The sequence below is a fragment of the Pseudomonas sp. H3(2019) genome, assembly GCF_007713465.1.
Lineage (GTDB): Bacteria > Pseudomonadota > Gammaproteobacteria > Pseudomonadales > Pseudomonadaceae > Aquipseudomonas.
On the sequence record NZ_VMSG01000022.1, the window covers coordinates 90,000 to 103,498 of the forward strand.

The 13,499-nt window shown below is 56.7% G+C and carries 10 protein-coding genes, 1 tRNA gene and 1 pseudogene; 7 read left to right on the forward strand and 5 right to left on the reverse strand.

All coding sequences use genetic code 11. From position 1 onward, the window contains the following. The first annotated feature begins 99 nt into the window (after positions 1 to 99). Complete coding sequence (desA, locus tag FPT12_RS20945; protein WP_145019489.1) at positions 100 to 1,278, forward strand: delta-9 fatty acid desaturase DesA; 1,179 nt, start codon at positions 100 to 102, stop codon at positions 1,276 to 1,278. A 136-nt stretch (positions 1,279 to 1,414) separates the two neighbouring features. Here desA and FPT12_RS20950 read toward each other — a convergent pair whose 3' ends face one another. The 3 genes from FPT12_RS20950 to gabD all read right to left on the reverse strand — a co-directional run bounded on the left by FPT12_RS20950 (position 1,415) and on the right by gabD (position 5,658). Further along, positions 1,415 to 2,629: a response regulator gene (locus FPT12_RS20950; protein ID WP_145019492.1), complete on the reverse strand. Its 1,215-nt coding sequence runs from the start codon at positions 2,627 to 2,629 to the stop codon at positions 1,415 to 1,417. A gap of 135 nt (positions 2,630 to 2,764) precedes the next feature. After that, a complete protein-coding gene (gene gabT, locus FPT12_RS20955) occupies positions 2,765 to 4,042 on the reverse strand; it encodes a 4-aminobutyrate--2-oxoglutarate transaminase (protein WP_145019495.1) in 1,278 nt (425 codons plus the stop codon). A gap of 173 nt (positions 4,043 to 4,215) precedes the next feature. Next, positions 4,216 to 5,658 carry an NADP-dependent succinate-semialdehyde dehydrogenase gene (gene gabD, locus FPT12_RS20960; protein WP_145019498.1) on the reverse strand — a complete coding sequence of 481 codons (1,443 nt, stop codon included), beginning with the start codon at positions 5,656 to 5,658 and terminating at the stop codon, positions 4,216 to 4,218. A 349-nt stretch (positions 5,659 to 6,007) separates the two neighbouring features. Between gabD and FPT12_RS20965 the strand changes: the two genes are divergently transcribed. The 6 genes and pseudogenes from FPT12_RS20965 to FPT12_RS20990 all read left to right on the forward strand — a co-directional run bounded on the left by FPT12_RS20965 (position 6,008) and on the right by FPT12_RS20990 (position 9,270). Then, a tRNA-Arg gene (locus FPT12_RS20965) sits at positions 6,008 to 6,084 on the forward strand. Positions 6,085 to 6,189: 105 nt separating this feature from the next. After that, positions 6,190 to 6,543 carry a DNA recombinase gene (locus tag FPT12_RS20970; protein WP_256676830.1) on the forward strand — a complete coding sequence of 118 codons (354 nt, stop codon included), beginning with the start codon at positions 6,190 to 6,192 and terminating at the stop codon, positions 6,541 to 6,543. Further along, positions 6,540 to 7,040 (forward strand): type VI secretion system amidase effector protein Tae4, encoded by a 501-nt coding sequence (locus FPT12_RS20975; protein ID WP_145019501.1) that lies wholly within the window; start codon positions 6,540 to 6,542, stop codon positions 7,038 to 7,040. The genes FPT12_RS20970 and FPT12_RS20975 overlap by 4 nt, the downstream gene beginning before the upstream one ends. Next, positions 7,040 to 7,495 (forward strand): type VI secretion system amidase immunity protein Tai4, encoded by a 456-nt coding sequence (locus tag FPT12_RS20980; RefSeq protein ID WP_145019504.1) that lies wholly within the window; start codon positions 7,040 to 7,042, stop codon positions 7,493 to 7,495. Before FPT12_RS20975 ends, FPT12_RS20980 begins: the two co-directional genes overlap by 1 nt. A gap of 80 nt (positions 7,496 to 7,575) precedes the next feature. Further along, positions 7,576 to 7,716: pseudogene (locus FPT12_RS20985) on the forward strand (transposase); the annotation flags it as partial. Between the two features lie 168 nt (positions 7,717 to 7,884). Beyond that, a complete protein-coding gene (locus tag FPT12_RS20990; RefSeq protein ID WP_145019507.1) occupies positions 7,885 to 9,270 on the forward strand; it encodes an IS4 family transposase in 1,386 nt (461 codons plus the stop codon). 89 nt (positions 9,271 to 9,359) lie between these two features. Here the strand turns inward: FPT12_RS20990 and FPT12_RS20995 are convergent, their stop codons facing one another. Together FPT12_RS20995 and FPT12_RS21000 are read right to left on the reverse strand one after the other, a co-directional pair. Beyond that, positions 9,360 to 9,815: a hypothetical protein gene (locus FPT12_RS20995; RefSeq protein ID WP_145019510.1), complete on the reverse strand. Its 456-nt coding sequence runs from the start codon at positions 9,813 to 9,815 to the stop codon at positions 9,360 to 9,362. Next, on the reverse strand, positions 9,815 to 13,499 hold a 3,685-nt coding region (locus FPT12_RS21000), incomplete at its 5' end, for a DUF637 domain-containing protein (protein WP_178098828.1). The genes FPT12_RS20995 and FPT12_RS21000, both read right to left, overlap by 1 nt.

Genomic DNA, 13,499 nt, shown 5'->3' on the forward strand with positions numbered 1-13,499 from the left:
ACATCCGGCCACTCTTATCTGAAAGGGCGACTGGTTTTATCTGTGTGCTGAGTGATAATGCGCCAGCTGTTTTTTTCTTTATCGAGGGCCATACAGCCTATGTGGTACGAAGGTTTACTCGGCTTGTCGCCCTGGCAACTGGTGGCAGTCACCCTGTTAATGACCCACATCACCATCGTGGGCGTCACGGTTTATCTGCATCGTTATTCAGCACACCGCTCCCTTGAGCTCAATGCGGGTCTTAAACACTTTTTCCGCTTCTGGCTGTGGCTGACCACGGCGCAGAACACCCGCGAGTGGACTGCCATCCACCGCAAGCATCACGCCAAATGCGAAACCGTCGACGACCCGCACAGTCCGGTGATCAAAGGCCTGTCCACGGTCTTGCGCAAAGGTGCCGAGCTGTACCGCGCCGAAGCGGAAAACCCCGAGACGCTGCGCATCTACGGCAAGAATTGCCCCGAAGACTGGATCGAACGCAAGCTCTACACTCCTTATCCACTGCTGGGCGTGGCGATCATGGGCGTCATCGACCTGCTGCTGTTCGGCACCATCGGCATCACCATCTGGGCAATCCAGATGATGTGGATCCCGGTCTGGGCCGCTGGCGTGGTCAATGGCCTGGGTCATGCCGTTGGCTACCGCAACTTCGAATGCCGTGATGCAGCGACCAATCTGGTGCCCTGGGGCATTCTGATCGGCGGTGAAGAACTGCATAACAACCATCACACCTACCCTAACTCGGCGAAACTGTCGGTGAAGAAGTGGGAATTCGACCTCGGCTGGGCGTGGATCCAGGTCTTCAGCTTCCTGCGCCTGGCCAAGGTTCAGCGGGTTGCGCCGATCGCCCACCGTGTCGAAGGCAAAGGCATCCTGGACATGGACACCGCCATGGCGATCCTCAACAACCGCTTCCAGATCATGGCCCAGTACCGCAAGCTGGTGATCGGCCCGCTGGTCAAGCAAGAGCTGGAAAAGGTCGACCATTCGGTTCGCCACCAATTCCATCGCGCCAAGCGACTGCTCTCGCGTGAAACCAGCCTGCTGGATGACAAGCACCATGTGCGCATCCAGACCATGCTCGAGCACAGCCAGGCACTGAAGGTAATTTACGAGAAACGCCTGGCCTTGCAGCAGATCTGGATCAAGACCAGCTCAAATGGCCATGACATGCTGGCGGCCATCAAGGATTGGGTCCACGAAGCCGAAGCCAGCGGTATTCAATCGCTGCGCGACTTCGCCCACCAGTTGAAAACCTACTCGCTGCGCCCTGCCTGACTTGTCTTGCTCCCGTCGGCCGGTCCGCGCTCGGGCGCAGCAGTCACAAACCTGACGGCACGTTTTAACTGACAAAACGCAGTTACTGATCGTTCCCACGTTCCCGCGTGGGAACGATCAATCGGACTTGTCGCGATCAGCGTTTGCGCAAGCGCAGCAGTTCCGGCAGGCCGATTTTGAGCAGGCGCGCCGTTCGGCTTTTGGCCAGTTCTTCAACGCCTTCATGCTCGGTCAGGCGAGCGAGTTGCGCCGCCAGGTTCATCACCAGCGCTTCACGGGAATAAACCCCGCCACCGAGCTGATAGACCGCCGCAATCAGCTCTCGCAACTCCAGCGGAAGCCGCCAGCGGGTGCGCAACGCCGAACCATAGGCCGCACCAAATTCAGCCAGCGCGTCGCCGACCTCTTCCTGCTCGTCCAGTTCGCCTCCCGCCTGTATCCACTCCTGCAAGCAACGTAACAGCGCCAGATCGCCGAGGCGATGGAGCATGCCGGCGCAATAACACCGCTCCTGATCGAGATCGAGCAAGCGCGCCAGGGTCCGTCCGTATTCGGCGGTGTGCAGTGACAGCTCCCAGTAGCGCTCGGCGTAATCGGCCAGGCACGGATCACTCAACTTCGCACTGCGCTTGAGGGCCAGGCCAACGATCAGGTTCATGCTTTGCCCGGTGCCCAGGCGGTTCAAGGCCTGGGACACAGTCTGCACGATGTCGCCAAGGTGCTGCGAGGCGCTGTTGGCGGCGGCGATCAGCACGGCGGTGATCTGCGGGTCAGTGCGCACTTCTTCCTCCAGCAGCTTCAGATCGAGGCCATTGGGGTTCAGGCCGCGCTTGACCGCCAGCTGCACGTCCGCGAGCAACGGCGCGCCGTCCGCCAACTCACGCCGACGCTCAAGGAAGGTCGACAAGGTCATGCCGGGCGCCAGCGCCGGGACATCACAGGAAACCGTCTGGCCGGCGCTCAGGAGCAAGTCCTGCAGGCGCTGAGTCAGACCTTCCATGTTCAGGGGTTTGGTCAGATAGGCCGTCGGGGCCAGCGGCAACACCTCGCGCACGCTGGCACTGTCGTTGCGGCTGCTCATCAAAATGAACGGCAACACCGGGTTACGTCGCCGCTGACGCACACTGCGCAGCAAACCCAGGCCATCGACACCGGAAAGCTCCGAATCGGCAATCACCAGGTCATAAGAATTTTCACTCAACAGCTCCAGCGCCTGCTGGCCATCGGCACACAGATCCAGTCGCGCATCGCAGCGCACGTGCAGCAACACCTGCTTGAGCAGGTCACGAGACCAAGGGTCAGCCTCGGCAATCAGCACTCGCGGTACAGCCGGTAAATCAACAGCGGTCATCAGTTCACTCCGAGACAATGCTGCACCTTAGACAATGCTGGCCATTCGATACAGCGCAAAAGCCGCCGATGTGTTTCAAGTGACAAAAAAAACCCGCCGAAGCGGGTTTTTTGTCGATCAGGTCACACTAGGCAATCAGAGCTCGGAGAAGCACTCTTCCATAATCGCCAGACCTTTATCCAGTTGCTCGTCCGGTGCAGTCAGCGGTACCAGTACACGCAGCACATTGCCGTAAGTGCCGCACGACAGCAGGATCAGACCCTTGTCGCGTGCCTTGGCCACGACTTGGGCGACGGCTGCAGCGTTAGGCTTGTGGCTGTCGCCGTTTTCGAACAGTTCAACCGCGATCATCGCGCCCAGGGCACGCACTTCACCGATCACCGGGTACTTGGCCTGGATAGCCTTGAGGCCAGTGACCAGACGCTCTCCGACTGCCTTGCAGCGATCCAGCAGATGCTCTTCTTCGAACACTTCCATCACCGCCAGCGCAGCGGCGCAAGCGATCGGGCTACCGGCGTAAGTGCCGCCCAGGCCGCCTGGAGCGATGGCGTCCATGTATTCAGCCTTGCCGCACACACCGGCCAGCGGGAAGCCGCCAGCGATGGATTTGGCGAAAGTGGTCAGGTCGGCTGCAACGCCCATCTGTTCCATGGCGAAGAAGGTGCCGGTACGACCAGCGCCGGTTTGTACTTCGTCAGCGATCAACAGAATGCCGTGCTGGTCGCACAGGGCACGCAGACGCTTCATGAACTCTTTCGGCGCAACGTAGAAACCACCTTCGCCCTGAACCGGCTCGATGATGATCGCAGCGATGTCACGCGGCTCGGCGTCGTTCTTGAAGATGCGCTCGATGCTGGCGATCGAATCGTCGATGCTCACGCCATGCAGTTCGTTCGGGTACAGCGCGCGGAAGATGCCGCCTGGCATCAGGCCCATGCCGGCCGAGTAAGGCACGACTTTACCGGTCAGGCCCAGGGTCATCATGGTGCGACCGTGGTAAGCACCGGTGAAGGCAATCACGCCAGCACGGCCAGTGGCGGCACGGGCGATCTTGATGGAGTTTTCCACGGCTTCGGAGCCAGTGGTCACCAGCAGGGTTTTCTTGGCGAAATCACCTGGAACCTTGGCGTTGATTTTTTCGCACAGTTCTACGTACGGCTCGTAAGCCAGCACCTGGAAGCAGGTGTGAGTGAGCTTGTTCAGCTGCTCGGTCACGGCCGCGATGACTTTCGGGTGCAGGTGACCGGTGTTCAGCACGGCGATACCGCCGGCGAAGTCGATGAACTCGCGACCTTCAACGTCGGTCACGGTGGCGTTCTTCGCCGAGTCGGCGAAGATCGGGTGAATCTGGCCAACACCGCGTGGTACAGCGGCTTCGCGGCGTTTCATCAAAGAAGCATTTGTCTTGCTCATATGTCCTCATTCGCAGCTCAGGGCGGCGTGGTCCAAGGAATACGTGGCGGGGAGGCAACTACGGCAGCATGCGATGATCGACTGCCACAGCTTTCCCGGCCACCGAGAAATAACGTTTGAAGCCCGCAAAGGGACAGCGCTCTCGTGCCCTTTGCGTTTAATTCCTTACCTGATCAGATGCCCAGGCAGAGGTATTTGATTTCCAGGTAATCTTCGATGCCGTACTTGGAGCCTTCACGGCCCAGGCCCGAGGCCTTGATGCCACCGAACGGCGCGACTTCGTTGGAGATCAACCCGGTGTTGACGCCGACCATGCCGTATTCCAGGGCTTCAGCCACACGGAACACACGACCCAGGTCACGCGCATAGAAGTACGAGGCCAGACCGAACTCGGTGTCGTTCGACATCGCGATCACTTCGGCTTCGTCTTTGAAGCGGAACAGTGGCGCCAATGGACCGAAGGTTTCTTCCTTGGCCACTGCAGCGCTTTTCGGCACGTTGGTCAGGATGGTCGGTTCGAAGAAGTTGCCTTCCATCACCTTGCCACCGGCCAGCAGGGTTGCGCCTTTGCTCAGGGCATCAGCAATGTGCTCCTGAACCTTGGCCACGGCTTTGCCGTCGATCAACGGGCCAGTGGTGGTGCCTTCTTCCAGACCGTTGCCGATCTTGAGTTTGGCCACGGCCACTTTGAGTTTTTCAGCGAACGCGTCGTACACCGAATCCTGAATGTACAGGCGGTTGGCGCAAACGCAGGTCTGGCCGTTGTTGCGGTATTTGGAAATGATCGCGCCTTCGACGGCCTTATCCAGGTCCGCGTCGTCGAACACGATGAACGGAGCGTTGCCGCCCAGTTCCAGGGAGACTTTCTTGATGTCCTTGGCACATTCGGCCATCAGCTGACGACCGATTTCGGTCGAGCCGGTGAAGGACAATTTGCGCACGATCGGGTTGCTGGTCAGTTCGCTGCCGATGTCGCCGGCGCTGCCGGTCACAACGCTCAGCACGCCTTTCGGAATACCGGCACGCTGGGCCAGCTCAGCCAGGGCGAAGGCCGAGTAAGGCGTTTGCGAAGCAGGCTTGAGCACCATGGTGCAGCCGGCGGCCAGGGCCGGGCCGGCTTTACGGGTGATCATCGCAGCCGGGAAGTTCCACGGAGTGATGGCAGCGGTCACGCCGATCGGCTGCTTGATCACGATCAGGCGCTTGTCTGGCTGGTGGCCCGGAATCACGTCACCGTAGATGCGCTTGGCTTCTTCGGCGAACCATTCGATGAAGGACGCGGCGTAAACGATTTCGCCCTTGGCTTCGGCCAATGGCTTGCCTTGCTCCAGAGTCATCAGGCGAGCCAGGTCGTCCTGGTTTTCAATGATCAGTTCGAACCAGCGACGCAGCTTGTTCGCGCGCTCTTTGGCGGTCAGTGCACGCCAGGCCGGCAGCGCTTTGTCAGCGGCTTCGATCGCACGGCGGGTTTCGGCAGCGCCCATTTTCGGCACAGTGCCCAGAATTTCGCCCGTTGCCGGGTTGGTGACGTTGATCGTCTGACCATTGTCCGCATCGACCCAAGCGCCATCAACGAAGGCTTGCTGGCGGAACAACAGGGTGTCTTTAAGCTGCATGTCGGCTTTCCTTAACAGCACCGCGCACGCGCGGAGCAAATTATGATTGTTGAAAGGCGCCTTGAAGGCTGCCGTCAGGGAAATCATTCACCGGGCTGAAGCACATAAATAGCGCACTATTGAAGCTCGTGCGGTTCAGCACCCAGACAAGAGCGTTTGAAATCTCAAACGAATCCTAGGATCAAAGGGGGTAAAGGACAATAGGCTGTTCGAAAAAAAGAACGAAAACGCCGCATTTGCCCTGTTTTTCTGATCAACGTCGTAAACACCCACTCGGCGGGCGCGAAACATCAGGCTATTCAGCAGCATGGACGCCCGCAGCGCATATGAGTATCATGGCGCCCGCGCTGCACCAGTAGCTCAGCTGGATAGAGTACTGCCCTCCGAAGGCAGGGGTCGTGGGTTCGAATCCCGCCTGGTGCACCATCTTCTTTCCCTTGTATGACAAGGGAATAGCGCTCCTGATAAAAACCTGTCCTGGTCCTGAAAGTCGTTTTTGCCACAAATTTGCCACACTTGAACGTGGCGGGAATGGTCGAAATGGCAACAATCAGGAATCGCGGCGAGTATCAGTGGGAAGCGCAAATTCGCCGTAAGGGCTACCCAGCCCAACGCAAAACCTTCGAAACAAAATCCGACGCCCAAGCCTGGGTACGCATGATCGAAAGCGAAATCGACCGGGGCATCTTTGTCTCTCGCGTCGAGGCTGAACGCACCGCCTTCCATCAACTCATTGACACCGTTCGGTCCCAGCACGCTGGTCGCAACGCCAAGGGCTCGAAGTATGAGGTCCTGTTGAGCGGTGTGTGCCACCATCGTTACCTCAAGCATGAAGGATTAAACTGCTGCGATTTTCTGCTTCCTAAAATCAAGGATGAAACATGATTCGACCCTCATTTTCTAGCGCGTGGGCGGCTTCTCAACGGATTTACGACACCCTCAATCCATCTGAAAAAGTTGCGACAGTCATCGGTGGCAATGTTGCAACGAACATTAACAGCCGTGATCCAGCCCTAAGGTGGGTCAACACGTGCGCAGTGCGCATGAGTTATATCCTCAATTACTCCGGCTCACTCATACCGCGAATAGTTGGCGAAACCGTGTCTGGCGCCGACAAGCGCTGGTACTTTTATCGCGTCAAAAGCCTGATTGCCTATCTGGAACAGCAATGGGGAAGTGCCGAGACGGTCAAATACCCGGCCGCAGATGGTGGCACCCTGGCGGGCAGGAAGGGACTTATTTTGTTTGAAGTTTCTGGTTGGTCGGACGCTCAGGGGCATGCCACATTGTTTGACGGCAGAATGTGTTATGACCACTGCTATTTCAATGAGCCGGGTGTGAACTATCAAACCGACCGCGCAAACTTCTGGAGTTTGCCTTGATGAAATATCTGACTGCGGTCTTGGTACTGGCTTGGGCAGCCGCACCTTCCAACAGTTGGTCCAAGGATGATCCGACCAACTCCCCACAGGCAGGCGGGCGCACCTACGCGCAAAACTACAAGGATATGGTGCTGGCAGACTGCATCGCTACAGCCTACAAGAGCGAACCTAAAGCCGCCCAGGACGCCGGAAGCAGTGCCAGTGCGCTTATGGACTGGACCTATTTCGATCTGGAGCAAGCACCTCAAGCCGGTAAACCTCTGGTTGACCAGTTTCTGGCTCGTGATTATCACAATCCACTGGTCGAATCAGAGCGTCAAGGCGTTCGCTTTGAGCTGCTCAAATGCCTGGACCTGTATCACAGCAAAGAGTTGGACAGCCAGGTCAGGCAATTGGTCATCAACCCCCAGCATACCTATCGTCAGGACAACCCGCCACGACCCAAAAAGGATTGACCCTGCCCCCGGTGTCAGGATAGTTGTCGCCTCTCCGAATTTTCCTGAAAAAGCATATCGGGGGCGGAAAGAGACTGGTCGTGCCGTATTATTCATCTGAACGTAGAGCCGCATTGCTCAAGATGCTGCTTCCCCCGCTGAGCCTGACGATGGCCGAAGTTTCCCGGCGCGAAGGGGTCAGCGAGATGTCTTTGTCCAACTGGCGCAAACAGGTCAGATCCTAAGGGAATGTAGTGTCCGAAACTAAGCCGTCAAAATAGGGGACAGACCAGAATGGCACTTACTTAGCAGCTAACTGGCTGATGTGACTGCAAAAAAATGAAAAAAGGCTGGCCTTGGTCTACGGTGATAGTTGCGAACACACACCCACAGAGCAAGGACCAGCCCGAGTGAATCGTAGACGTCAAATCGTCAGGCATCAACAGCAGCGCATTCGTCAACACGCCACCAACAGCAATGCTCACGCCTTCTTCAGGCTGCTCAGCGATCCAGAGCTTCTGCAACGCGTTGAGTCAACGATACCCAAACATCGTCAGCGGCTGTTCCCACCGGCCGAAACACTGTCGATGTTTTTGGCCCAGGCGATGAATGCTGATCGCTCTTGCCAGAATGCGGTGAATGACTTGTCGATCAAGCGTTCCTGCGATGGTTTAAAGCCCAGCAGCGTTCATACCGGGGCTTACTGCAAAGCCCGAGCACGGTTGCCAGTAGAGATGGTTTCGACTTTGTTGCGCTCCACCGGCACATCAATGAGCAACAAGGCACCGCCGTCATGGCGCTGGATGGGGCGACCTGTGCATCTTGTGGATGGCACCACGGTCACCATGCCCGATACGCTGGCCAACCAAGAGGCGTATCCACAATCTCGTGGACAAAAAGCTGGATTGGGCTTTCCCATCTGCCGTTTGGTGGGAATCATTTGCCTCGCCAGCGGAGCAGTTTTAGACGCCTCGCTGGGGCGCTTTCGAGGCAAAGGCGGCGATGAGCAGACGCTGCTCAGAACAATGCTCGACACCTTGAATCGAGGTGACGTTGTGTTGGGCGATGCCTACTACGCGACGTATTTTTTGTTGTGTGAACTGCAACGTCGTGGGGTCGATGGGGTGTTCGAGCAATATGGCGCACGACGACGTAGTACTGATTTTCAAATGGGGAAATCGTTGGGGTCGGAAGATCATTTGGTTGAATTGAAAAAGCCCAAGCAGCGGCCTTCCTGCATGAGTCAGACCTATTACGACGATGCGCCAGAGACACTGACAGTACGTGAACTGAAAACCGGCGGAAAAATCCTGGTGACGACCTTGAGCTGCCCGCAGCAAGTACCGAAAGCAGCGCTCAAATCGCTGTATAAGGGCCGATGGCATGTTGAGCTGGATCTATGCAATCTCAAGACAACGTTGGGGCTTGAAACGCTGAGCTGCAAGACACCTGGCATGGCCGTCAAAGAGTTATGGATTTATCTGCTGGCGCACAATCTGATTCGGATGATCATGGCCCAATCCGCGCTGTTAGCGGATTGTTTACCGCGAGAACTGAGCTTCAAGCATAGTCTTCAGCTGTGCCTTGCGTTGAGGCAGTACGGGGTTGGCGAATACGGCGATGAGTTGTTGAGCCTGCTCGAGTTGATTGCCTGCAAACGTGTCGGAAACCGGCCTGGCAGGATAGAGCCCCGCGCTTTAAAACGAAGACCCAAGCCTTACCCCATGCTGATGCAAGCACGTCGATCGGCAAGGGCTGAGGTACGGAGAAATGGGCACCCGAAGAAGGTTAAGTAAGTGCCATTCAAATCTGTCCCCTTTTCGCATTTTTCGCTTCCAATAATTTCGACAATAGAATAAGAAGCTTATCGAGTCTTGCCGCTCGATTACTCGCCCCCAAAAAACGCACATTTAATATTCTCGGTCAGTCCTAAAAAATCGTCATAGGCAACAGGCCCAAAATCTGGTTCATGCTCAGAAATATATTGCTTTGCAGTCAACCCATAGTTCGATGCTATGCCCTCGACTTCAAGCAGACGCCTTGGACCTATCAACCAATTGGACCCAGCATTGTATTCGCGCTTATGTTCAACCAAGCACCAAATAACTTTCCCTTTATAGTCATCAATAGCCCGTTTGAGCCTTGCAATCGTTTCGGAGTTCTCTTGTTCAAACCTGAATGCAACCCATGGTGGGAAAGTGGAACGGTCTTCCGGCTCAAAATGATCAACACTCCACACATCAGGAAACCGTTGTTGATATTTCCTCCACTCAAGAGGAGAGATGTCACCCAACACATTCAACAGACGGCCCTCTAAGGCCTGGATTTTAGAGACACTCATTATAGCCCCTTCAATTTATCAGAAATTGATATACCGTCAGGATTAATCCCCTTTATATGTTGCTCCCAATCTCCCTTTGGGATAGGAGCCGAGGACAAACGCGGATCATATACGTACCGACCATCAGTATAAATCTGATGATAAAACTGCCCCGGCTCCGTCGCGCCATTTTCAAAAACATTCAAATCGCCCGTTTTAGATGGCCTCACCTCTATGATTTTACCCTTGCCACCAGCAGCATCAAACAACTTGCTTGCTATATCAGAGCAATCTGTGCTGTCACACTTTATCATCCCCTGAATACGCTCACCACTCATCGCATCAACGACTGACTTATCTGGAGGGAAATCTGGATTGATCGGTCGGAATGGACGGTCCATTCCTGGCGCATTCGGAACATCTGGGACTTGCAGAGGATCTGGAACTAGCCTCCCTTCTGGCAATTTCTGACTAGCACCCGCACCAGCAATCTCCCCAGCAGTACCTGTCCCTTTTGCACCCGAGATCCTCGCCTCAGCCGCCACCAACTCTGCCAGATTACCTCCAGCCTTCGGCCTCAGTCCACCCTCGGCGTTTTCGTAATAAAAGACGCCATCTGAGCCGACGACTTCAGTATTACCAGTCTTGGTATTGCTGACCCGCCGATAACCTTCAGGCAATTCACCCGTCTCATTGAAGGCTGCGCCCCCTGAGCTGCCTTCGCGATAGCCTGACGGAAGGGCTGGCCTCTGCGCAGTACTTGCTGTTGTCTGTGCAAAAGTACCCGCCCCTGCTACTTCTCCCGCACCGTTTGCACCAGCGGACTCAATCCCCTTTCCAGCAAATGCCTCCGCACCCTTCCCAGCAACTGCCTCCACACCTTTGACGGCCAATGCATCTCGCGCTGCCAAGCCCTTGATTGCGCTCAGAAGCGTTCCCTTGCCCACCCCGCCTATGGGCATAAGCTCAACAAGTAGCTTGAGATCAATATTCGAATTGATTCCGCCACCCGCCAGAACACGTAACCGGTCCATTTGCTCTGCTTGGGCCTCAGCATTGGCACTGAGCGCACCAATTTCAGGAAGCTTCCTGATAGCAATGGAATCCCCGTATTGCTCAGCCCACTTGTCCGGTACTACACCCATACCACCAGGGGCGTTGTTGTAGGTGGAATTGCTCGAAGGATTGAAGAGGCGCGAGTCGTTGTACTGCCTATCCGTAGATGTGAACGCAACGACCTTGTCGCCGTTCGCGACGATGGGGCTCCCATCCGACCACGTCAAAAGCACCTTTTCGTTCTGCAGTTGAGTGACCACTCCTCGGGCAACACGCAGGTCGTCAGCTAAGTGCTGCCCCTCTGGGTTATTCGGGCTATAGCCGGACAGAATTCCCTGTAGTTCATTGTTGGTCTGCTTATCGACTTCACCCCCTGCTACGAATGTCAGTAGAGCGTTCCATTCGAAGCCTGATTGGCTTTTGCCAGTTGAGGCATCTAAATTCTTAGCCTCAAGAGCAAGTCTTTTCTCTTCTTGAACGTGCAATTTACGGTTGTAAGACTGTGCATTCCCGGCGATTTCCGAGCCTCGAGAAACGTCGCCATCAACACTTGCTGCCGCCAGCAACCCCACCAGTTTGGACGCAGCGTTTACCAACCGGTCGTGCTCTGCGGGGTCATCGCTACTGAGTAACGGCGTTTTATCCAAGGTCGTGATAAGCGCTTCATTAGCGCCTGCGGCGATCGCCCCCGTTTTAAAGTCGCCCCCCATTGCTTCTGAAAGCAACCCACCCACGACAGCATGCAGAGCGGTTTTACTTAGGCCGCTGTCTTGAAGGGTGGGTTTGAAGGCATCGCCAAAATCACCAACACCTGTGAAAGCAGTAGCCTGAAGCACATCGAAGGCGCTGCCCTTCATTGCGTCCTTGAAGCTGCCTTGCCCAAGGGCTTCAGAAAGCGTTCCACGCACCGCTCCGCCCGCTAACTGGATCGTACCGAACCGACCAATAGCCGCCGGATCGTTCCAATGAGGTACTACGCTCGGGCCACTCACTTTGTTAGTGATAGGGTCGCTCTGTGCGCCAAACCAGTTGCCACTGGCGTAATTCACAAATCCTGCTGAGGCGCCCGCGATCAGCGCTTGTTTCATGCTGTCGCTACTGAAGGTTTCCTTGAATGCGGCTCCCAGGTTGCCCTTGTTGTTTATCGTGCTGACCACGCCCGTACTGGCAAGGGAGGTCAACGATGCGGTGGCAATGATGTTTCCCAGACCCGCCGAGGTGGCAACGGTGGCAGCGGTGGCAGCAGTAGTCGCCGTTGCTGCGGTAGCTGCGGTAGCTGTCGTTGCCGCCGCCATGGTCCCACCGGCTGTGGCTCCCATTGCCGTACTGGCAGAAGCCACCGCCGTACTCGCCGCGCCCGCCGTCAATACTGTGACGATAATAATGATCGCCAGCATCGCCCCTTGGCCCAGCCCGGAATGGTCGTATTTGAAGGAGTCGTGCACCTCCTTAATCTGTCGCCAATCCACATCCCCACGCTTCTCGGCGTCCTTGAGCCAAGCCAGTTGCGGATCGGCCTTGACCATCGCGTCAATGGTCTGGCTGACGGTGTTCTGGTTGATTTGCTTGACGTCGATGTGCAGGCCGTCGACGGCTTTGATCACCAGATTGCCTTTAGCCAGCAGTTGGCTCTGGCGCAGGGCTTCATCGGTGTTGCCTTTGCCTTCGGCACTGTTCCAGGCGAGGTCACTGCTGCTCTTCTCATGACTCTCCTGATGCAGATCCTTCACCCCTTCAAAGGTGATGGCGCCGCCGCTTTGCAGCGTCAGGTCCTTACCGCTTTCAAGCTTGGCCACCTGGTACTTCTGATCCCCACCGCTGGCCAGCGTCAGGTCCCCACCGGTCTTGATTTCACTGCCGACGTTCGTGACTTGAGTCACTTCATCGTGCTGGGTTTTCTTGCTGCCCCAACTGCCTCTTTTCTTCATGTCGTACAGCGAGTAATCGCTGTCTTGTGCGGCCAGCAGTTGAAGGTTGTTGCCCGCCACCAGGTACGCTTCGGCGCCCGCGTTGATGCGGCTGGAAGTCAGCGTCAGGTCCTTGCCCGCGCTCAGCGCAACATTGCCGCCAGCGGTGAGGGTGGTGGACACCTGGTGAACATGGTCTTCCTGGCTCTTCACCTCCTTGCTCTTGCTGTACGAGTGCTGCTCGTCCGCTGCCGAGGCCAGGGTCAGGTTTTCGGCGCTCATGGCGATGTTGCGTTTGGCGTCGATCTGGCTGGCGATGGCGCTGATATCACGTCCGGCGTCGACTTTCAGATCACGGCCAACGTCAATACTGGAGCGGTACTGGGTGATGGTCTGATTGCGGTGGTTGGGGCCGGCCTCGTTGCTGTCGACCTGCTCGGCGGAGCCGAAGTGGACATCACGACCGGCGCTGATCGTGGTGTCGGCGCCGCTTTTCAACACGCCACCGCCGCTGTTGATATCGCGTCCGGCGCGGATGGTCAGGTAGTTGGCCGCTTCGATACGGGCCGCGCTGTCGACGAAACCCCGTCGCTCGCTGCGGGAGTCGCTGGCGCTTTCATGGGTGGTGACCGTGCGTTCGTTGATCACATCGTCATTGATCGCGGTCAGGTTGACGTCACGCCCGGCGATGATGCCACCGGCCTTGTTGACGAGGTTGTTGCCCGCCAACAGGTCCAGACGA